This is a genomic window from Neobacillus cucumis, from assembly GCF_023715505.1.
Map to the genome: position 1 here is coordinate 20,749 of NZ_JAMBOH010000028.1, position 20,918 is coordinate 41,666.

The following is a 20,918-nucleotide window of genomic DNA, read 5'->3' on the forward strand; positions in this document are numbered from 1 at the left end:
GAATGGTAGTTAAACAAAAAAACTGACGTGGATAAATTCCACTATCAGTTTTTTTCTGCATTTTGGGAGATGAAAGTTTTACTATAATACTTTTTTTACCCTTATATACTAATATCCCGCCTCTGGAAAAACACGAAAGTCAGGATCATAAAAATCGCATAATACACGGCAAGGATTGCCAGTGATATCGGTAGTGTAATGTCACCCAAAATCTTATCCTGCAACGCATAAATAGTTAAATCGAGATGCGGAAAAATTAAAAACTTTGCCCATTCGTATTTTTCTGCAAGAAGCACAATTAATCCGCCCAAGGTGGAAGAGATAAACAGGACAAAGATTCCAATTCCCACCGCCAATGCCTGACTTTTAAATAAAGTAGAAAGCATAAAGGCAATGGCCGTTATAACCAACAAACTCGGAAGGTAGTAGGCAATCTTAAGGAAGAACTGCGGGCCGACTTCTGCTTCCTTCTGCCCGTCTATCGCCATCTCAAAGATTTTCGCTGTAAAGTCCCCATTACCAAATGTAATCAAACCGACAAGATATCCAGCAGTAATAAGTGTCGCTACAAGAATAAGTGAATAGATCATTAATGATAGATATTTGGACAGGAGGATCGCCCATCTCTGATGCGGTCTGATTAACAGCTGTTTAATCGTTCCGTCTGCAAATTCAGAGGACACACTGGCACTGCATACAATCACCGCCAATAAAGTCACCAAAGTCGTCATGCTGAATACAACATTATTCATAAAATGCCAGTTACTAATAGCATTTGGATTAATGTTTTCATCCAAATATTTTTGCTTTTGTTCGATTTCATTCATAATAAACTGTTTTTCTTGATCAGATGCGGTTTTTGCATTCTGCTGCAACTCAACAATTTGAGCCTTCATACCATCCTGCCAGTTCGGAACCTGTTCACCTGATACTTTATTGTAGATGATCCCCGCCACAATGACTGCGAGTAGGAGGATGATTAGATAGATCCAGCTCGATTTTTTTTGAAACAATTTCATCAGTTCATTTCGAATTAAGGCAATCATTGCATTACACCTCCATGCTCCTTTACCTCTTTGTTCGTTATTTCCAAAAAGCGGTCTTCGAGCGAAACGGTTACCTTGCTGATGCCATAGACATCTATATCCTTTGAGATTAATAGCTTATTAATGGTACTAATAGTAGCTTTTTCTACATGGACTGAGAATTGGTCGTCTGCAAGAACCTGAAAATCGATATCTTCAAATTGTCCTTTCAGCACACCAACAGCTTTTTGGCTGCTGCTTACCTCAAAAATGACTTCCGTCTTTTCGTCTTCTTCCATCGTTTCTTTCATGGAAGAAATATGTATTAGTTTTCCTTTTTCAATAATGGCAAAACGATCACACATCAGCTGCATTTCAGCTAGAAGATGGGAGGATACCAGAACTGAAATTCCTTCCTGTGCAAGGGCATGTAAGTAATCTCTAAATTCTCTAATTCCTTGAGGGTCCAATCCATTTGTAGGCTCATCGAGTATAAGCAGTGACGGGTTATGTAATAACGCCTGGGCTACTCCAAGTCTTTGCCTCATTCCAAGTGAATAGGTCTTCACCTTTTGGTAAATGGCATCTTCTAATTTTACCAATCTAGTAACTTCCATAATCCGCTCATCTGACACTTCTTTAATGGCCATGTTCGCATAATGCTTTAAATTCTTATAACCGCTCATATACTTGTAAAATTCCGGATTTTCAACAATCGCGCCAATTTCACTCATTGTCTCCTTAAATTGTCCATCGAGGTTATGGCCATTTACACGAACCTCTCCATCGGTCCGTTTGATCAAGCTGACAATCATTCGGATAATGGTTGTTTTCCCTGCTCCGTTAGGACCCAAAAGGCCAAAGATTTCCCCTTTTTTTACACTAAAGCTTACATCATCTACAATTTTCTTCTTGCCTATGACCTTCGTTAACGATCGTACTTCTAACGTATTTACCGCCATACGTTCCTCCTCTTTCCTTAAAAAATGATTCTTTATAGAACCTTTAAATACATACCTAACATTATATACGAATAATGAACCAAAAAGTTCCAAATTTACATTAATTTTATATTTTTAATCACTCTAACTTAAGGTTAAGAAAAAAACATGGTCAAATGACAAACTGCATCAAAAATACCACCGCTATATCTTTGATTCCATTTTAAAAAGGCCTATTTTTCTTTTCCTAACAAAAATGGGCTTATTTATCAGAATCGAATTTGTAATTACTTCGTCAAAATATATGAGGTGATATTAAATGAATAGATTTAAACGGTTCCTACAGGTTGTCATGAGCACTGTTTTAATGGGGTCGGTATTTTATTTCGGCAATGGGAAGGCAGCTGCTGAGGATATTTATATTACGATAAAGAAAGGAGATACATTATATAGCATTTCGAAAAAATACAATATTTCCATTGAAGATTTAAAGACATACAACCAGTTAACAAGTAATAAGATTATTGCGGGTCAAGAGTTGATGATTCCAGATTTTGAACAAACCAAACCATTGTATGTTGTCGTCGCTGGTTCTTTTAGCAAGAAAGCAAATGCAGATAAGCGTGTCACTTTTTTGAAAAAGAAAGGAATTGAAGCGGTCGTTGTAAAGAAAGTCATCAATGGTAAAAGCTTATATCGTGTTCAAGCCGGTGCTTTTTCGAGTAAATCGAAAGCAGAGAAAATGAAAAAGAAGCTAAAGACTAACGGGATAAAAGATGCTTTCCTTTTAACTGAGAAACTTCATATTAATGGAATCACTGTAGGATCTTCCTACATACAGCTTGTTCAAAAATTCGGGCAACCATCAAAAACGGAGGACGATAAGAATACCAGGTCTCTTTATTATAGAAATGACGGTGCTGGTGTTCGTGTAACATTCAATGCAGCAAATGATTCCATTGAACAGTTTCAAGTGTACCCGGAATTTTTGAAAACAGCTTCCGTTCCCACTGAGAAAAGCCAAATACTCAAGCTGTATGGAAACCCCAATGAAGTGAAGATGGTTACCTGCTATGAAAGTGCCAAATGTGAACAAATCATTTACAAATTTAACAACGACAAATTAATTGTACAGATTGATCGTGATGGAAAGACAGTACAATATTTGGATTTACGAAAATCGAAATAATAAAAATGAATGGTAACTGTGTTCATACATTAATAAAGGATTCAGTAAAACATACTGGATCCTTTCTTGCTTTATAGATTAAGATTTTCCCTTAAATGGCCCATTTATTGTGCCTTAAAAACGCATGTCACCCATTCGTTACTTTGTTTCTTCTTCACCAAAAGAAATCCTACATCTTTAAATAAAGTCTCTACCCGATTGTAATTCCATTCAAGCATACCTGACAATATAAACGTTGTGTCTTTGCAATCTAAGAGTCTTTGGGCAATAAGGATATCCATATTTTCCTGCGTTCCGATATTAAGAAAAATAAAATCATATTTTTTGTTGATTCGATTTTTATTCTTGATTAGATCACTTTGAAACACATTCACCGGCTTGACACTATTTAATTCACACTGATACAGAATTTCTCGCTCTACCAGTTGGATGTCATATGTATCGATCAACTCTGCTCCCTTAATGGCTGCAGCAACACTTAAGACTCCAGAACCGGCTCCGATATCGGCAACACCTAATCCTGTAAAATCATGTTTTAATATGAAGTACAAACAATCTTTTGTCGTTTCATGATAGCCTGTACCAAAATTCCCTTGGGAGTCAAGTACAATCCGCTTTTCTTTGTGGTAATCATTCCTTCTATCCGGTGTCGTGATGACCCAGCCATTCTCAAGGAAAATATCATCAAACGTTAGCTGGTAATTCCGTTCATTCACTTCCTTAACCACCAGACTGGACTCGTCAATGGCTAATAGTTCTACCAACTTACGTCGTTCCTTTGCTTCGAAATAATTATTTATATAGATATTAAGTTCTGTTGTTTCATTTCGCTTCTCAACAAAGGCATAGCCGTTGGCATCGGTCACCACATCTAATGGAACCTCATAAAAGGTTTGGTGGTAGCCTTTTTGGTATAAATGAGTAATGATTCTGTCAATTTTTTTAGTTGGAAGTCTTACGGTTATTTCAAACATTGTTTTTTTCTCCTAGTTGTTGGCCTTCTACATCATGCGGCAGAGCCAACATCAATCAAACTTTTTATCATTATGGCCAGTTAAACTGTTATGAAAACGGCTTTTATGACAAAAAAGTTGATCATTGAGAGGTGAATCAAAAAATGCTAATGCTTTCATGTCTCTTCTGATCTTTCTGAAATTTACAGTCATGAGTGTAACGAGTGTTTAATAATATCTTTCAGCTCCTGTTGTCCCGATATTATTACTTCTTGTCCTCTTTCTAAATTTTCTGTACGACCTATTATCTTCTTCTGGACCTTTTCTAATTAACAATGGGAAATTGTTCAGAGATAGATGGATTATTGTTTTCCCCAAAAAGAATAAAAGAACAGTTAACCTAAAATTAACTGTTCGTACAAATAACACCTTTATTTAAAGTTTGGGTGTGTGCCCACCACCCTTGAGAAATCCTATTCTGTTGCATTACAAGTATATCATTTCAAGTTCCACAGCCACCTGCTTATTATTCAATTGGAAGCTTTAGTGACTGAGTCATCAATGACTGTCCACCATGGTGAACCATTGGAATAATCGGACGTTTGATTTAATAAAAATCGGGTAATGGTTGTTTGAACTCTTCCATCATTCAAGAAAAGTGCGTGAAAAGAAATATCAGTCCATTTCTTCTTAATACCAAGTGTCAAAATGTCATTTTTATAAATAGAGGCACTTTCAAACGGAACAACCCCTTCGCCATCACCTTCGGAATCTAATGAATCAAAGTTAAAAAAATTCTTCACCCTTCCATCAGGACTTTTCGGTTGAACAATGACTTTATTCTTTGTTTTTACTCCCATTCCCATTAGAATAAGGAACCTTTTCCTCACCTCAAGTGGAAGGTCCCTTAAATCCAACATGGCTGGATTTTGACGGTCCCAAAAGGCTTTCATGTGACTGATTCGATTCAAGAACATCCCCCAGTCGTCATCTCCGATGTTGGATTGCCAATGAACGGGGTTAAAAATATCAAAATGAGCCCCATCTTCAAATATGACCGCTTTTTGATAGGTAGGACACAACTCAAAAACGGAAGGGAAGGTACGGGCAATTTTTCGGAACTCATCACTCGAATTAAACATCGGATAGCGAATTCCACCCTCACCCATCGTTAAAGAGATAAGTGCCTGGGTTGTACCTCTAAAAGGAGTTGCAGCAAATATGACATGTTCAATTGAATCATAATTTCCTTTAAGCGTCTTCAAAAAGCTGCTTAGCACCATTCCCCCCATGCTATGGGCGATAAAGTTAAACTTTTTTACAGAAAGTTTCTCCTTAAGATATTCAACGAAATTAGCTAATCGTTTGGCTGTATCAAGTGAGGATTGCCTCCAATCATACCCAAAAATATAAACTGGCTGCTTGGTTTTTCGTTCAATGACGTGAACGATTTCCCGATAGGCTATATCCTCAACATCCCCCCGTTCGATGATCGATTTAGGATTGACCTCAAAACGGCAGTCCTGCTTTAAAAGGAGGTCATAGATTGTTTCATACTTACTTTGGACCAATGACCAAATGGTATCTGAATCAAGTGTGTTTGTATTGAGAAGCTTGGTACCTTGAATACCTGGTATTAAAATTGTAGGTATCGACATAGATAATTCCTCCATTTTTTTCAAAAATGAAACATACTGATTCTATTCTATTTGTATGTAATTGGGTACCTATTATGATGCAGGACTACTACTAACCCTAACGTTCATTTTCACTTTGTGTCTTATTTCGTATAAACAACACGTGCCGCTTTAAGGCATTTACAAGTTTAATAAACAGCTTACCCCCACCTATTAGTTTAATAAGTTAAATGGGAGGATTGTCATGGTTCTCCCTTTTTTCAAATAAGGTTTGAACATGAAATTCGTCAAACTATGGACATCTAATCTCGTCGTCAATTTCTGGACTTTAAAATATATCAAAACCACTTGATTTAACTTTATAAAAAAACAAAAACCTAATCAAGCAAATGAAGGTTGATTAGGTTTTGTTCTTTATTTTTCTATTAAAACCATTGTGGATTGGTCTTCAACTTACTTATAAGAATGGGTAGATCGCATTAGCGTAAGCAATTGCCCCTTTATTATTAGGATGGCCCATTGAAGCTCGTTTGCAAATCTCAAAGTCTATTCCCGTACAACCAGCTTTTGTGCAGGAGATCAACCGATCAGCTACGATAAAATCCTGTGGGGACATATCCAAATTAATCCCGAATAAATAAGGATCCTTGGTAAGGGCAGAATGTTCTACACCAATATTGGGATCCGCGAAGAAAAACCGGTTTCCGCCCTCCGGAGTAGCATTGGTTTCATCCACAGCCTGTTGGAGAAACAATTTGGACTCGTTCGCAAGCTGCAAGCTTCTTTCATGTATGATCTGCAGGTGATGTTCTGTCAAAAATCCAGCGGCCACACCGCCAGGTATTCCCTCTATCACAATTCCTAATGCGACAAGTAATACTTCTACAGCGCTAAGATCGCTGTGCTCAGAAACAGGAGGATAGTATCCCGTTACAATGACTTTTGCATTTGGAAAGGTAGTGGCCACTTTGTAAAATAATTTTTTACTATTATCAAGGAATTGAGTCCGATTAAGCTCACTTAAATCATCTTGATTAAAAGGATTCAGGACAACTCGAAGATTCACATCATTGATTCCGCCATCCATAATAATCAGATCTACCTGAGTTGGATCCCCAACAAATAGATCACACTGTTGAAGAATGGTCGGATAGGAAACGGGCACCTCTCCATCTACTGCTGGCGTGTTTGTATGATCATCTACTCCAATCGTTGCCCCAGAATGCGCAAGTACCTGGGTATAGAATCCGATATTTCCATTCCGGGCTTTAACCGCATTGCCGACCAGCGAATAGTGCTTTTCATGTTCAAATAACCCTTGACCCCAAGATACAGAATCACCAATAACGAGCATATGAAAGGTATCCAACACTAAATTAAGGGTGTTAGATGGAGTTCCATCTGATAGAATCACACGTGCTGTCACATGCTCTCCTGATGGATTTTGTTCAACGGTGGAAGGTCTGATCAAGGTGAACTCAAGTTGGGTTGGGCTTAATAAAGTTACATCCCTCATATCCTGATCATTGATCCGAATAATCGCATTTTCGGAAAATCCACTGCCAATTAACGTCACTTTTCGCCCTGGAGTCACTCGCATATGTTCATTTTCCTTTTGATCCTGCTGGGCAGAGTCGACCTTGGGCTTAATATACAGAGAAGCTTTGTTGGATAATGTTCCATCCGACTGTTTTACCTGAATGGTGTGCTGCCCTCCTCTGATAAAAGGGGCTGAAAATTGCAGGGAAGTATCACTGTAAACGTTAGTTGGTACAGGTGAACCATCAATGAGCACAATATCCGTTTTCGTATAACGCTTACCTGTTAATGTGATGCTTTCCCCTGCAAAAGCATAGCCAGGAGTGGCTTCAAAAATAACGGGTTCAAGTAGTTTTCTCAAGAAATCTTCTGGATCGATGGCACGCATACTGATTGGCTCTGGCAGTTTTCCCCCCTCGTAGCCTGGGGAACCTTGGGCTACAGATGCTCCATCAGGCCCTCTGGATCCGGCCGTTCTGGTTCCAGGTCCGCAAACGGCTCCAAAGTTTGCTTTAAGAGAATCTCCCACAGGTCCTCCTGCTCCACCAGAACCCCTTTCACCAGGCAGACCTCCTGCTCCTCCGCGTCCACCATCGACGGTTATGTAAAAACCTTGAAGGTATTGATTGATCACCTTCTGCGGGGCATATAGGGAAAGCTTTCCGCCATATCCTCCATTCCCTCCATCTCCGCCTAAACCTGCATTTCCCCCAGCTCCTCCGTTGCCGCCAGCGCCGGAGCCAGACTTGCAGAATCCTGCCCAGTCCAATTGCGCAGGTTTTCCTTTTCCTCCTTGGCCGCCATTCCCGCCATCCTGCCCAGCACCACCGATTATTCCATCCTGACCTCTTAAATCAAAAGCAGGACGTCCAATCATATCAAGAACCCATACTTCTAATTCAGGCGCACTAGTTCCATCTGGTCCTCTGCCCCCTTTGACTCCATGTATCCCATTTGTCCCTGTAATGCCTACTAGCGTAGTGGAAGTTGGGGCTTGAGGAGGGGTTGGTGGTTTGATAGGTTTAGCTGGGCTATATTTACTTGGCCTTTCCCATGTAAACGTAACATTTTGCCCAACGGTTATTTTTTCAGCAATTAAAATAAGATAATGCTGTGGTTGTTTTAGAACGATTGTCGTATTGTCCTGTAAATTGATTTCAGTTGCGACCCAATAAGCGGTATCCACATTAATCTGTGTCGTAAGACTCGATACAGAAGCAGCACTTACTGTTTTCGATGGTAAAGGAATGGCTTTCAGAATGGTAGCCTGGCCTCCAGTAGGTTGAAGGACTGGTGTGGCTGCCGTATTCGTTAATTTATACGCTGACTGGAAGTAGACTTGACTGGCCGCTAAGTTCGGATCAGGCCTTGTTAGCCCTGCTTGGGGAATTAAATTTCCTGATAAATTGAGTGTTCCAAGGGATGAAAGAGACGTAATTCCCACCGATTCAAGAACGGCTTTGTGATACTGCAATCTGTCCTGGCTTGAACTTGTCAGTGAAGTGATCGTGTTAGGGCTCATAGTAATAGATTGTTTTGCAATTGGGATAAATTGTGTTCCTAGAGTAAAAGTCATGTGATTCCTCCTGAGAATAACAAAGTGTAGGCATTTATCATCCAACAACCCATAACTTACTGCTGATAAGATAATGGTTAGGTAGGACTTGAAATAACCCGATAAAAAATATATTGCAGAAGCTATCACAATAGACCCATATTTTGGTAATAAAGTCATAACTATAATTACACAACTGAAAAGGGCTAAAAATTGGTCGAATTTAGGTTCTTGCTAGCAAAAAAAGGAGAATGGGTAGTGATACTGCCTCATTCTCCTTTTTTCTAGTTTTCATTTAGTCATTCGTAAACTCTATAATTCTTCGTAAATCATCGGGGATAAGTATTTTTATTATCTCTTTGGTCAATCTTTACCATCACAATGGATTTAAAAAAGCCGGAATGTGCCTATTTTTGTTTTTCGAACATAATTGGGCTTATTGATCAGAATCGAATCTGTAATTACCTCGTCATTATATATGACAATGACAGATGTTGTATCCAAGTCCATTATTGTTTTACCGGCAATACCCGCAAACGTTTTGGGATTATTCATATTTCCAATCCTCTTCCATTAATTACTTCACAAATTCCGGTATGTAAAAGGAACCCTTTCAAGGTGATAAACTACATTTTATCCTGTTATTCCAACTGAATGAGAATCTTTCTTTGCCCTAACCCGATGAATGAATACAAGTCCAACCATTAAAATAATGGACCCGCAAACCAATATGCCTGGAATGATAAAGATTCGTGGCTGGTAACCAGGTATGAAAAAAGGCAGAAAATAACCAATCAAAGAAGCTGTTTGAGATAAGAATACATATAAACTGGATCCAAATCCAATGCGGGTATGAAACATACGCTGGACATACCCCATTGCTACCCCATATAAAACAGAGACGAAGAAAGAGTATAGTGGCTGGACAAGAAAAAACACCCATATTGGCGGTTGTAAAGAGTACAATAAATAAGTGATTAACGCACTTATGCTTCCAATTATGATAACAGGTTTACTGCCGAACTTATTGGCCCAATATCCTGCAACTGTCATAAACAGTAATTCAAAAACTGCCTGAACACTCCATAAGTAAGACATGATCTGGGGTGCTTTAAACAATTGAACGACCACAAGCGGTAAATAGAGTCCTCTTAATGCGTCAGCACAGGCGAGCAAAAGAAGAGCAAAAAGCATGCCGAGGGAGAAAGGTTCACCTTTTATATTTGATATGTAGCTTTGAGCCTCATACTCTTTGTAGATGATAAGTACCACGAACAAAGCTGCATATCCCAGAAAGTTCCCCCACAGGACACTTTTGAAATCGCCAATAATATATAAATTCGCTCCTACTAGCAATCCAGTAAAAAAACCGACACTAAGCGTTGCTCGAAGCCAGATTTGCGCCATTTCATAAATGTCGGGGGCTAGGGTCATAAAATGATTTCGTGCCATGGTAAAAAACTGCCCCATAATAAGCCCAGAAGGTGCGACAGCAAAAACCATGCCAATCAGTGTTACCACATAGGTTGACGCATTCATATAAATTAGCAAACCGGCCATACAAACAATACAGGCAAAGATGGGCAGTCGCTTCTTTCGCTTGATTTTATCGCTTATTATACCGACCACCATGGTCGTTACCATATTCAGTAATAAAGAAATAGAAAAAATTGAAACGATTTCGATTTTAGATAAACCAATTCCATCACGCATATAGACCGCGTTCATAGGTGCCAAAATCCCCGTTCCAATGCCGTAGAAAAACATACCAATTAGTAGAATCCAAGCTCCATTGATTTTCAAAAATAATTTAAAATCGGTGATTACTGTCACTTTTTCAGCACCTGCCCTGTAAAATGAAATTTCTACTATATTAATTGGATTTTCGACTTATAAACACCTGAATAATTATGTATTAAAAAACTCACCAACTATTAAATCACTTTGTTTGCTTTAAGACATGACTATTGTAAAGGATATATATTAATTACGTCGAAATTGATTATTACACGATGTTTTTTGAAGAAGAAAGGATGGGCGAATTTGTCAGCAAATTTCTGTTTAAAATGTGGTACTGGCCTGGAATTTCGTGATATTGACGGAACAAAGCGAAAGGCATGCCCCCGTTGTGATTTTATATTCTGGGGTGACTATAGTGTTGGCGTTGGAGCATTAGTCATTAAGGATGAAAAGTTCCTTCTAGTGAAACGAGCACATAATCCTGGAAAAGGATACTGGACTAATCCAGGCGGATATATCGAACAATTGGAATCGATTGAAGATACGATTATACGAGAGGTTGAGGAAGAATCAGGAATTAAAGCAAAAGTAAAAGGAATTGTTGCGATTCGAGATCTCCCACGTAACATTCATAATCTTTATGTTGCTTTTGCAATGGAATATATGTGTGGAATTCCAAGACCGGATGGTGTGGAGTCTGATGAAGCAGGGTTTTACAGTTTAGAAGAAATCGAGTCGATGAATGTAGCTCCCTTCACGAGATGGCTGATACAAGTTGCTTATCATGGAGAAAGTAAAGGCTTAATAAAGGATAATGATCCAGTAGTACCTATCCATGATAGTATTCTCTTTAAAGTTTGATAAAAATCACTACTCTGTCACAACACGACTAAACTCTCTTTACCAAAAAGAGACCATGATAAAACTGTCATGATCTCTTTTTTCCTGAATCAATGTTAATCAAACGAAATTTCCATTCCTTTTTCACTGGATTCATAGATGCCACATAAAATTTTCATCATTTCTAATCCGTCTTCCACTGGACTTAAGGTCTCGGTTTCACCTAGGCAGGCTAATACGAAGTGATCCATTTCATTTTGAAAGCCTTGTTCGAAGTCAAATGTTAACGAATCTACCTGAGGAGTCATGTTCAATATCGTATTGTACTTTTCAGTAATGAGTGATAATTCTGGTTCAACTTCGAGTCCTCCTTTTTCTCCATAGAGTTTGATTGAGATTTCATTCTGTTTTGCATGGAGAGTAAAACTGACGTCTACCATTAAAGAAGCACCGTTTTCAAATCGGATCAACGCATTTGCCATGTCTTCAACGGTATTAATTTCCGGATTATAATCTGCAGCTTTATAGAATGATAGATTTTTAATATTAGATCTGTTCCCGAGCTTAGAGTAGGTATTCCCGCTAATCGACTTTACTCTCGGTTTCCCCATTAAATACCAGCAAATATCAATTACGTGTACGCCAAGATCAATTAAGGGTCCTCCACCTGATCTTTCGATATCTGAAAACCAACCGCCTGGATTTCCGAGTTTTCTTATGCAGGAAGCTTTGGCATAATAAATCTCACCGATCTCATCCGCATCAATAAAATCCTTTAATATCGCTGTATTGGAGGCATATCTTCTTACAAAACCAACCTGAAGGATTTTCCCGGTTTGTTTTACGGTTTCTTCAATTTGCTTTGCCTCAGCTACAGTGGTACTTAATGGCTTTTCTACTAGAACGTGTTTCCCTGCTTTTAATGCGGCAATGGCGATTTCCGCATGGGAGTGATTCCATGTACAGATACTGACCGCATCAATATCTTGATCAGCTAGTAATGACCGATAATCTCCATAAACTCTGGCAGCACCATATTTATTTGCCTTCTCTTCTGCTCTTACTGTATTCTTATCACAAATGGCATATAACTCGGCTCTTTCATTTTTTTGATAGGACTGCAGATGCATATCTGAGATGGACCCAGCACCGATAACACCTATTTTAAGTTTCCCCATTACTCATTCTCCCCTTCTATTAAACTTGTTCCCAAATTCTCCGAACATTGTCTAAGCTAATCTTTGAACCCTTCTTACAATCCTCCATACCTTCAAATTCTATGGAGATATAGCCGTCATAATTTGAGTGCTTAATCACTTTAATGATTTCATATATATCAATGTCCCCGTGGCCAATAATGGAGCCTCTTAAATAATTCCCACAAGTTGTTTGAAACCATCCCTCTCCAGGGTTATACTTTTCAGGCCGGTAATAAAAATCTTTAATATGAATCATTGAAGCATGTTGAATATTTTTCTTCACTGCTTTGATAGGATTTTCATCTACACAAAGAAAATTTCCGGTATCTAATGTGGTTTTGAAATTAACCTTATTTACACGATGTAGCAGAGCTTGGACACGGTCACTTGCTTGAATAAAATATCCATGGTTTTCAACACTAGTTGTAATACCATATTCGGCTGCATAATCGGCAATTCTTTTACAGGCATCAGTGATTCTTGGTAAATCTTGTTCAAATTGTTGAAAAGAAGTCTCTCCGATCGGTCTCCAAGCCACATCATGACGCATAAGCTTTACCCCTAGCCTATTTGCAATATCCACTTGTTTAAATACTCTTTCTACTTCTTGTTCAAATTGCTCTTCATCCTCTGTAATAAAGTTTGCTCCAATTGCATAATTAGAAATCTCAATACCGACATTTTCTGCTTTTTGGCGTATCGCATCTGCTAAATCAGGATTTTCGTCCAATGAAAACCCCATTGGTACGATTTCAATATGTTCTCCGCCTTGCTCGGCAGTCCATTCGATTGCTTCAAGGATATTTAATTCCTTTGACTTAAGGGCTGAATATAAACTATAAGAACTTAAACCTAGTTTCATTTTCTACCTCCAATTATTTAAACATAAGTGCAATCCATATTATGATACCTTTAACCAACGGGAAAAAATTATCATATAAACCAGAGGAGTTTTTGATACTCCCCTGCATGAACGATTGTACTATTGATTAGCAGACCACTTTTCAGCACGTTTTTGTAAGTCATCCAAATAGGACTGAATATCTGGAGCATTTCCGTTACGCGCCTTACTAATAAAGCCGTTGATGGCAGGTACAATTTCACTTCCGAAAAACGGATCTGCTTCATCTAAGAGAGTCGATTTAGAAACTTGGGCGATTTCCATTGCAGTTTTCATATATTTATCTTCTTTTGATACGAAACTAGCATCTGTAAGGGTTGGAGTAAATTTGAAATTATCATAGGTATATTTTTGGGTAATTGGACCTGTTAGGAATTTTAAAACCTCCCAGGATGCTTCAACGTTTTTAGCATCTTTTGCCATTACAAAAGGGTCTACAGCAACCCATCCTTCACCATTAGGACCTAGATTTAAGGTTGATTCAAAACGATCAAGCAATTTGGTATTTTTATTGGCCATGACTTCGCCCATCGTGCTTGCACCATTTGCATCTAAATGAATAGCGATATCGTTATTCTCCAAGCCAAAGTTTTCATTTCCTTGGGTATTCAAAATGCCTGGCGGTGCATATTTTGCTGCCTCTTTTAACCATTCAAAGGCTTTAACCATTTCTGGTGAATTCAAATTCCATTTGATATTTTTTAGATCGTTTAATGTCCCTTCTCCTCCATTTGCTCCATACGCATAACTTAAAGCTACAAAAGTGGATGCATTTAAAGCTTTTCCATCAAACCAAATACCATAGTTCTTTTTTCCGGTTTTAGGATTTTTCCCAGTCATTTTCTTTGCTGTTTCTAATATTTCTTCAGGAGTTGGATTGTTTGATAAGTAATCTACTCCCCATTCATCAAAAAGCTTTTTATCATAGATAATAATACGTTTTCCGAGCACAGCTGGAATTCCAAAATGAACTTTTTTGTCAAAAGATTTTGTACTATAGGAATTTTCCCAAACACCTTTTAAATACATATTAGGATCAAAGGACGAATCTTTTTCAATCAATGGATCTAATCCTTTTAACAGCCCTTGTTTCTGCCACTGGGAAGCAAATGCCCCACCCGTATAAAGAATGTCAACATCTCCAGATTTTAACATCGCCGTTTGTTTTGCTTGAGCATTTTCCCAAGGTACTTGGTATAATTCTAATTTAATATTTGGGTATCTTGGTTCAAATTCTTTCTTAAGAAAATCTTTTAATCCCACATTCTCGATACCAGTAATAGGATCAATACCACTTTCTAACTGCCAGCCTGCCAGAGAAACACGAACGGTGCCCTTAATTTTCGAAACAACTTTAGCATCACTCACTTCTTCCTTTGTGCTGCTTGTAGAAGAACATGCAGCTGTGGTTAACATAAGTAATGCAATAAAGATAAGATAAAGTTTTTTAACCATGGTACCTTCCCCCTTAAAATAGATTGATAAGTTGTTCTCACTTATCTTAAAAAAGCAGATTATTGTTTGATTCCTGACAACGCAATGCTTTCAACGATATAGCGTTGCAGGAATAGATAAAGAACAATTACCGGTATGAGACTCGCTGTCGTTGCGGCCATTATGACGGAAGGTAAGGGCAAATCTTTGTTGTACGAAAACATCGCTATTCCCAATTGAATGGTATATTTATCAGGTGTTTTCAAAGCTAATAAAGGCCAGAGTAAATCATTCCAAACAGCTAAAAATTGTAAAATGACCATGGTGGCTAAGACGGGAATACATAGAGGTAAATAAATCTTTAAAAATACGATAAATTCGTTAGCACCATCAATGATCGCTGCTTCTCGCAAGCTCCCTGGAAGTTGATCGATAAATGATTTTGCCAAAAAGGTTCCAAATGCATAATTTAATGCGGGTAAAAAGAAAGACCAATAAGTATCTAAAAGCTTAAACTTAGCAAACATTAAATATTGCGGAATCATCGTCATTTCAAAGGGGATCATCATGGTACTTAAAGCGAGTAAAAGGACAATATTGGATCCTTTAAATTTCAACTTTGATATGGCATACCCTGAAAATAACGCCGACATAAGACTTACTATAATGACTCCTAATGACACGATAAGAGAGTTAATCATATATTTTAGCATTGGGATATTTGTGAAAGCCATTTGATAGGTTTTAATCGAAAACTCTTCAGGCCAAAATCTTGGTGGGAATGGAATTTTAAGTCTTGCACCCCAATCAAAACTGGTTATAACCATCCAAATGAAAGGTATGATCATAATTAAGGATCCTATTAGTAAAACAGCTATTAGTACCCCATCAGCAACTGCTTTAGGACGAAACAAAGAATGTTTTCTAATAGGTTTGTTTCTATTAATCGTTGTGATTTTCATTGTTTCCCCCCTTAGTCGAGATTACTTTTTTTATTCGTGAACATTAGGACAATTGTCAGAACAAGAATAAAGAAAAATAAGATATAAGAAGCGGCAGTTGCTATTCCCATTTGTGAAGATAGAAACCCATTACGATAGATATATAGAACAGCCGTCATTAATGAGCCTGCAGGATTCCCAGCCGTTCCCCCGATTAACCAAACATCTGTAAATCGTTTCATGGCATTAATTGTTCCAATAATCACCATGAATATAATAATAGGTCTTAAATACGGAACCGTGATATAGAACCATTTTTTCAACCAATTGGCGCCATCGACCTCAGCAGCTTCATATAAATCTTTTGGTACACTTGTCAATGCTGCAATAAATATAATCGTGTTATATCCCAACATTCCCCAAAGTGTCATAAGTACAATACTGAATCTTGCATATTTTGGATCGGTAAACCAGCCGATTGGTTCAATTCCGACTAAGCCTAAAACATAATTTAATAATCCTTCCTCTCCTGGATTAAATAGAAACGTGAAGAGGATACTAGTTGCAACTAGCGAAACGACATTAGGTAAAAAATAAACTCCTTTAAAGAAATTTCTCCATTTTGACTTACTGATATTGTGGATTAAGCTTGCTAAAATGAAAGAGAAGGTAACACCAAAGAAAACAGATAAAATCCCCATATAAAATGTGTTATAAATGGACTTCCAAAATAAAGAGTCTGTTAATACATATTTATAGTTACTTAAACCTGTCCAATTTCCCTCAAATGATTTGGATGATTTCTTAAAACTGAGAATAAAGGCACCAATCATAGGATAAATGGAAAATACGGCAATTCCAATTAATAAGGGAGCTGAAAATAAATAACCTGCCAAATCTCGGCGTGTAAAAAACTTCTTTCGACTCAGCGTGCTCGGATACGTTTGGGGATTGATAGACGACTTTATTTCAACGGACATAACCTCACTCCTTCCGTATTGATTTGCAAATACGCATGAAAATAAGACGAAAAATTCCGAAAAAGAGGATTAAAGGAATCTGAGGACAGCAGATTCATTTCCACATGACTGACTCTAGTAATAAAAAGGTTAGATTCTATTTAAGGTAACAACTTTTTTCTGTTTGTCTGATTCATAGGCTGCTTTTACAACTTCCAACGTTCTTAAGCCATCTTCTCCCGTAATGGATGGCGGCCTTTTTTCTTTGATACTTTGAAGGAAATCTTCTATCAGCCCCTTATCCATGTCATCAGCCGTGGATAAATGCTGGACTTTCCCTTCCACATCATTGTAGTAGGTGGAATGCTGTTTAAAGGTATCTACTGATAGCGTTCCTTTCGTACCAACAAACTCTAAAAGGACATCACCCCAGCTAGGAAATGCTTTGGGACAGGACCAGCTCGGGTCGATGGATACGATGACACCTGATTCAAATTCTAATGTCACCATTCCGCAATCCTCTACATCAATCGGGTAGAATCTCGTGTCAAGCTCAGCATAAACATTTTTAACTTCATCATTTAGAATCCACCGAATAAGATCCATTACGTGAACAATGTGATCGGTTGCCGCCCCGCCTCCCGATAATTCTTTTTCGATATACCAGCCTCCTGGCATTTGCCCATGGTTTGTCCCATTAATGGCAACAACTTCCCCAATTGTCCCTGAGCGAATGTATTCTCGTACCCTTTGAATCGCTGGTGCAAATCTTACCGGATAGGCAACCTGTAAAATCACACCGAACTCTTCACAGGCATCAATCATTGCTTTCGCATCTTCTACTTCTGTAGCAATTGGTTTTTCGCATAAAATATGTTTTCCTGCGCGTGCCGCAGCAATTACATGGTCTTTATGCTTACTGTTTTCGGAACACACCACCACTGCATCAACATCTGAATCTAGTAATTGATCTAAATCGGAAATATATAGACAGTTAAAGGTGTTTGCCATTTCTGTTCCTATTTCTCGATCCTCATCCCAAATGGCGGAAATTTCAACCTCAGGGAACTCTAATAGATGTTTGGCATAACTAAAGGCATGCATATGAGCAAAACTTATCATTCCAATCTTCATTTAATACACCTCCTTCTTTGTTAGAAGCGAAACGGGCTGCCCCGACCTTATGGATTCAACGGCAGCAACGGCAATTTCTACTGCTTTCATCGCATCTTCAGCAGAAACTAGCGGTTGTTCGTCGTTTTCTAAACAGTTCATAAAGTGTTCAAGTTGAAGCTGTAATGGTGTTTTCGCTGCGATCGTTTCAGGTACTGCAACATCTACTTTGTTTTTTGCTCCAGCATTTACTAAGTTCAGTTTAATTGGCTTACTATCCTGATGATTATAAACAATCATGCCTTTGCTTCCAGCAATCTCATAGGACGATTCAAATTCTTTTTTTGCCCAAGATAATTCTAGATGAACAATGGTTCCACTTTGCATTCGTAAGGTTACTAACGCATACGCGATCGCATTTCCATCTTGCCACTTTCTATGAACCTGTTTCGCAAAAACCCTTTCTACTTCACCAAATGTCCACCTTACCCAATCAAAGTCATGAATCCCGAGGTCTAAAAGGATTCCTCCACTCTTATCTTCATCGTGATACCAAGAATTTCTGCCTTGCGGATATGGACCGCCTCTTGATAAACGAACTACACCCGGTTGACCAATCAACCCTCTTGTTATTTGGTCATGTGCTTGTTTATATTCCGGGAAAAAGCGAAGTGTATGCCCAACGAATAGTTGGACATTACACTTCTGACAGATTTCAAGAACTTCTTTGCACTCAACCTGGTCTAAAGCAAGAGGTTTCTCACAAATAATATGTTTTCCTTTTTGGGCAGCTTTTGCCAAGTACTCCTTGTGCAAATAGGTGGGTAAACAAATATCGATTACATCCACATCGGTATTCAGTAATTCATCAAAATCGGTAAATGAGCTGCACTTATAGGTTTCAGACAATTGATCCACGGCATCCTTTTTACGGCCTAAGATTCCTACAATGCTAACATTATTCATTTTCGACCATGTCTCCAGATGTAACTTACCCATTGTTCCTGTACCAATTACCGCAATTTTCACTTTATTACACCTCTCACTTCATTCCGGTTCGATTGTGCGCTAGTTTTATAACGTAATTTTTTCTCCTGCTATGGCTGACAGCTTGATTGGGAGACCCACTTCATTCGACTTGTTTGCCGCTAATGTAGCAGCAAGAGTTTTTACTCCGTCTTCATAACTTGATAAGAGAAGTTGAGCGTCGCCCTTCATGACCGCCTCAATAAATCGTCTATCCTGCTCCAGATAAAAATCTACCTTCGATTGATAGCTATTCGAAGAATCTTTTTCAGCAATTGTGAGATTTGTTCCATCAATCACCACACGGAAATCCTTACCTAAAATTTCAATGCCAGAACGATGGTCAAACTGAATAATTGAAGAATCAAGATGTCCTACAGCACCAGATTCAAATGTAACATTCACCGATGTGACATCTGGAATATCAATATTAGGAATGTCAGATAAAACCTGTAACCTCATATTGGCATAAACTCGATCAATATCACCCGCTAAATATCTCATTAAATCTAATGTATGGGTGGACTGTTCTACAAGTTGTCCGCCGGATTTATTGATTTCACGATACCAAGGGGTTGGAACAAATGATGTTATGTAATGTCCCCTTACCATTGCGATAGTCTTATCCTTTAAATAGTCTTTTGCCTTCGCAACTGTATCCAGATAGCGTAAACAATAGCCTACCCCACAGATAACCCCTGATTCTTTGATTGCTTTCGCCTTCTTTTGTACCGTTTCTAAATCGAGGCCTAACGGCTTTTCTACTAATAGATGAATACCGCGCTTGACGATCTTTTCTTCAATATCCCCGTGTGCAAATGGAGGAACACAGACAAAGACAGCATCTAATGCTTCATTTTCAAGCATCGCATCGAGATCGGTGTAGGCAGCAGCGTTAAATTCCAATCCTTTTTTCTTGGCGTTTTCTTCAACGATGTCACATACAGCCACAATTTCTGCATGATTGATTTTTGACACATTCTCCAAATGTACTCCGGCAATTCCACCTACACCTACAAATCCAACTTTTACTTTACTCATCTTGTTTCCTCCTAAAAGTTTCTCACTTTTGAACTACTAGCTAATATGACATCCATATGACGCGCTGTATCATTCGGCAGCTGTTTTGGATTGATGGCATAAGGGCTTAGCTCAGCTGTAATGGTATCGCTATAGCCAATTTCTTCTAATGCATCGACAACGGCAGGCCAATTGACATCACCAGCTAATAGAGGGACAAATCCAGTGATGTTCCCAACTGCTGTACTAAAATCCTTTACATGGACTTTACTGATTCGTTTTCCAAGAATCCGAATCCATTGTTCTGGAAATCCAAACTGGAGGACATTCCCTACATCAAAATAAGCTGTTGCATAATCAGAATCTAACTCATCTATATATCGCGCCATTTCAAGCGGTGACAATAGGAATTTATTCCAGACGTTCTCTATTCCAATGGCAACCTGGCGTTTTTCTGCTTCAACTAGTATTTTTTTAAGTTCTTCTTGACTTCTGTTGTAACAATCATCATAAGACACATCCGTTGAGACTGAACCAGGAACTACCAACACTGTATCAATCCCCATCACACTAGCTAATTCTATTTGCTTTAAGATGACTTTTCTGCCCTGTTCTCTTACATTAGAGTCAGGAGATGATAAGGGACTTTGCCATAATAACCCGGTGGAAATGCTTCTTAACTGTAATCCATAAGACGAGGCTAGGGTTACAATTGCTTCTGCTTCACCTGCTGTAGTGTCCATTGTTAAACCTATTCCGCCAGAATTGTACAGGTTCAATTCAACCGCTTCAAAGCCGGCTTCTTTACTGAATTCGAATACATCTTTCAAAGAAGTACCTTCTGGATAGCACCATTGATTAATACCTTTTAACATTGCAATCATCTCCTTCAGTTTTTAACCAAGT

General features: G+C 38.4%; 18 protein-coding genes. 2 read left to right on the top strand and 16 right to left on the bottom strand.

The annotated features are described in order from the left end of the window. Positions 1-101 precede the first annotated feature (101 nt). Both M3226_RS25405 and M3226_RS25410 read right to left on the bottom strand, forming a co-directional pair. Positions 102-1,046, bottom strand: a complete 945-nt coding sequence (locus tag M3226_RS25405; protein WP_251571443.1) for an ABC transporter permease — start codon at positions 1,044-1,046, stop codon at positions 102-104. Continuing rightward, positions 1,043-1,987 (bottom strand): ABC transporter ATP-binding protein, encoded by a 945-nt coding sequence (locus M3226_RS25410; protein WP_251571445.1) that lies wholly within the window; start codon positions 1,985-1,987, stop codon positions 1,043-1,045. The genes M3226_RS25405 and M3226_RS25410 overlap by 4 nt, the downstream gene beginning before the upstream one ends. Before the next feature lie 298 nt (positions 1,988-2,285). On the opposite strand from M3226_RS25410, the gene M3226_RS25415 reads away from it, so the two are divergent. Next, complete coding sequence (locus tag M3226_RS25415) at positions 2,286-3,155, top strand: SPOR domain-containing protein (RefSeq protein ID WP_251571447.1); 870 nt, start codon at positions 2,286-2,288, stop codon at positions 3,153-3,155. Positions 3,156-3,259: 104 nt separating this feature from the next. Here M3226_RS25415 and M3226_RS25420 read toward each other — a convergent pair whose 3' ends face one another. The 5 genes from M3226_RS25420 to M3226_RS25440 form a co-directional block, all read right to left on the bottom strand. Continuing rightward, positions 3,260-4,129, bottom strand: a complete 870-nt coding sequence (locus tag M3226_RS25420) for a 50S ribosomal protein L11 methyltransferase (RefSeq protein WP_251571449.1) — start codon at positions 4,127-4,129, stop codon at positions 3,260-3,262. A gap of 509 nt (positions 4,130-4,638) precedes the next feature. Beyond that, positions 4,639-5,766, bottom strand: a complete 1,128-nt coding sequence (locus M3226_RS25425) for a lipase/acyltransferase domain-containing protein (RefSeq protein WP_251571452.1) — start codon at positions 5,764-5,766, stop codon at positions 4,639-4,641. A 436-nt stretch (positions 5,767-6,202) separates the two neighbouring features. Continuing rightward, positions 6,203-8,860: an SGNH/GDSL hydrolase family protein gene (locus M3226_RS25430; RefSeq protein WP_251571454.1), complete on the bottom strand. Its 2,658-nt coding sequence runs from the start codon at positions 8,858-8,860 to the stop codon at positions 6,203-6,205. 366 nt (positions 8,861-9,226) lie between these two features. Further along, complete coding sequence (locus M3226_RS25435) at positions 9,227-9,394, bottom strand: hypothetical protein (protein WP_251571456.1); 168 nt, start codon at positions 9,392-9,394, stop codon at positions 9,227-9,229. A gap of 78 nt (positions 9,395-9,472) precedes the next feature. Next, positions 9,473-10,672 (bottom strand): MFS transporter, encoded by a 1,200-nt coding sequence (locus M3226_RS25440; RefSeq protein ID WP_251571458.1) that lies wholly within the window; start codon positions 10,670-10,672, stop codon positions 9,473-9,475. A 210-nt stretch (positions 10,673-10,882) separates the two neighbouring features. Between M3226_RS25440 and M3226_RS25445 the strand changes: the two genes are divergently transcribed. Continuing rightward, the gene (locus tag M3226_RS25445; protein ID WP_251571460.1) at positions 10,883-11,440 is read left to right on the top strand and encodes an NUDIX domain-containing protein; all 558 of its coding nucleotides are present in this window, start codon (positions 10,883-10,885) and stop codon (positions 11,438-11,440) included. Positions 11,441-11,535: 95 nt separating this feature from the next. On the opposite strand, the gene M3226_RS25450 is transcribed toward M3226_RS25445, so the two are convergent. From M3226_RS25450 to M3226_RS25490, 9 genes are all read right to left on the bottom strand, one after another. Beyond that, positions 11,536-12,597: a Gfo/Idh/MocA family protein gene (locus M3226_RS25450; protein ID WP_251571461.1), complete on the bottom strand. Its 1,062-nt coding sequence runs from the start codon at positions 12,595-12,597 to the stop codon at positions 11,536-11,538. Between the two features lie 19 nt (positions 12,598-12,616). Beyond that, positions 12,617-13,480, bottom strand: coding sequence for a sugar phosphate isomerase/epimerase family protein (locus M3226_RS25455; RefSeq protein ID WP_251571463.1), 864 nt, complete (start codon positions 13,478-13,480; stop codon positions 12,617-12,619). Positions 13,481-13,600: 120 nt separating this feature from the next. Beyond that, a complete protein-coding gene (locus M3226_RS25460) occupies positions 13,601-14,974 on the bottom strand; it encodes an extracellular solute-binding protein (RefSeq protein ID WP_251571465.1) in 1,374 nt (457 codons plus the stop codon). 59 nt (positions 14,975-15,033) lie between these two features. After that, entirely contained in the window at positions 15,034-15,915 is an 882-nt protein-coding gene (locus tag M3226_RS25465; protein ID WP_251571467.1) for a carbohydrate ABC transporter permease, read from the bottom strand. Between the two features lie 11 nt (positions 15,916-15,926). Further along, positions 15,927-16,874: a carbohydrate ABC transporter permease gene (locus M3226_RS25470; RefSeq protein WP_251571469.1), complete on the bottom strand. Its 948-nt coding sequence runs from the start codon at positions 16,872-16,874 to the stop codon at positions 15,927-15,929. A gap of 129 nt (positions 16,875-17,003) precedes the next feature. Then, entirely contained in the window at positions 17,004-17,987 is a 984-nt protein-coding gene (locus M3226_RS25475) for a Gfo/Idh/MocA family protein (protein WP_251571471.1), read from the bottom strand. Continuing rightward, positions 17,988-18,995, bottom strand: a complete 1,008-nt coding sequence (locus tag M3226_RS25480) for a Gfo/Idh/MocA family protein (protein ID WP_251571473.1) — start codon at positions 18,993-18,995, stop codon at positions 17,988-17,990. A gap of 45 nt (positions 18,996-19,040) precedes the next feature. Next, positions 19,041-20,033, bottom strand: a complete 993-nt coding sequence (locus M3226_RS25485) for a Gfo/Idh/MocA family protein (protein WP_251571475.1) — start codon at positions 20,031-20,033, stop codon at positions 19,041-19,043. Between the two features lie 11 nt (positions 20,034-20,044). After that, positions 20,045-20,887 carry a sugar phosphate isomerase/epimerase family protein gene (locus M3226_RS25490; RefSeq protein ID WP_251571477.1) on the bottom strand — a complete coding sequence of 281 codons (843 nt, stop codon included), beginning with the start codon at positions 20,885-20,887 and terminating at the stop codon, positions 20,045-20,047. Positions 20,888-20,918: the final 31 nt, after the last annotated feature.

What these genes read in the sequence shown, in the direction of transcription:
- M3226_RS25490 (WP_251571477.1), bottom strand. Translation starts at nt 20,887, where the DNA reads ATGTTAAAAGGTATTAATCAATGGTGCTATCCAGAAGGTACTTCTTTG.
- M3226_RS25430 (WP_251571454.1), bottom strand. Translation starts at nt 8,860, where the DNA reads ATGACTTTTACTCTAGGAACACAATTTATCCCAATTGCAAAACAATCT.
- M3226_RS25425 (WP_251571452.1), bottom strand. Translation starts at nt 5,766, where the DNA reads ATGTCGATACCTACAATTTTAATACCAGGTATTCAAGGTACCAAGCTT.
- M3226_RS25435 (WP_251571456.1), bottom strand. Translation starts at nt 9,394, where the DNA reads ATGAATAATCCCAAAACGTTTGCGGGTATTGCCGGTAAAACAATAATG.
- M3226_RS25410 (WP_251571445.1), bottom strand. Translation starts at nt 1,987, where the DNA reads ATGGCGGTAAATACGTTAGAAGTACGATCGTTAACGAAGGTCATAGGC.
- M3226_RS25405 (WP_251571443.1), bottom strand. Translation starts at nt 1,046, where the DNA reads ATGATTGCCTTAATTCGAAATGAACTGATGAAATTGTTTCAAAAAAAA.
- M3226_RS25475 (WP_251571471.1), bottom strand. Translation starts at nt 17,987, where the DNA reads ATGAAGATTGGAATGATAAGTTTTGCTCATATGCATGCCTTTAGTTAT.
- M3226_RS25455 (WP_251571463.1), bottom strand. Translation starts at nt 13,480, where the DNA reads ATGAAACTAGGTTTAAGTTCTTATAGTTTATATTCAGCCCTTAAGTCA.
- M3226_RS25465 (WP_251571467.1), bottom strand. Translation starts at nt 15,915, where the DNA reads ATGAAAATCACAACGATTAATAGAAACAAACCTATTAGAAAACATTCT.
- M3226_RS25415 (WP_251571447.1), top strand. Translation starts at nt 2,286, where the DNA reads ATGAATAGATTTAAACGGTTCCTACAGGTTGTCATGAGCACTGTTTTA.
- M3226_RS25485 (WP_251571475.1), bottom strand. Translation starts at nt 20,033, where the DNA reads ATGAGTAAAGTAAAAGTTGGATTTGTAGGTGTAGGTGGAATTGCCGGA.
- M3226_RS25450 (WP_251571461.1), bottom strand. Translation starts at nt 12,597, where the DNA reads ATGGGGAAACTTAAAATAGGTGTTATCGGTGCTGGGTCCATCTCAGAT.
- M3226_RS25470 (WP_251571469.1), bottom strand. Translation starts at nt 16,874, where the DNA reads ATGTCCGTTGAAATAAAGTCGTCTATCAATCCCCAAACGTATCCGAGC.
- M3226_RS25460 (WP_251571465.1), bottom strand. Translation starts at nt 14,974, where the DNA reads ATGGTTAAAAAACTTTATCTTATCTTTATTGCATTACTTATGTTAACC.
- M3226_RS25420 (WP_251571449.1), bottom strand. Translation starts at nt 4,129, where the DNA reads ATGTTTGAAATAACCGTAAGACTTCCAACTAAAAAAATTGACAGAATC.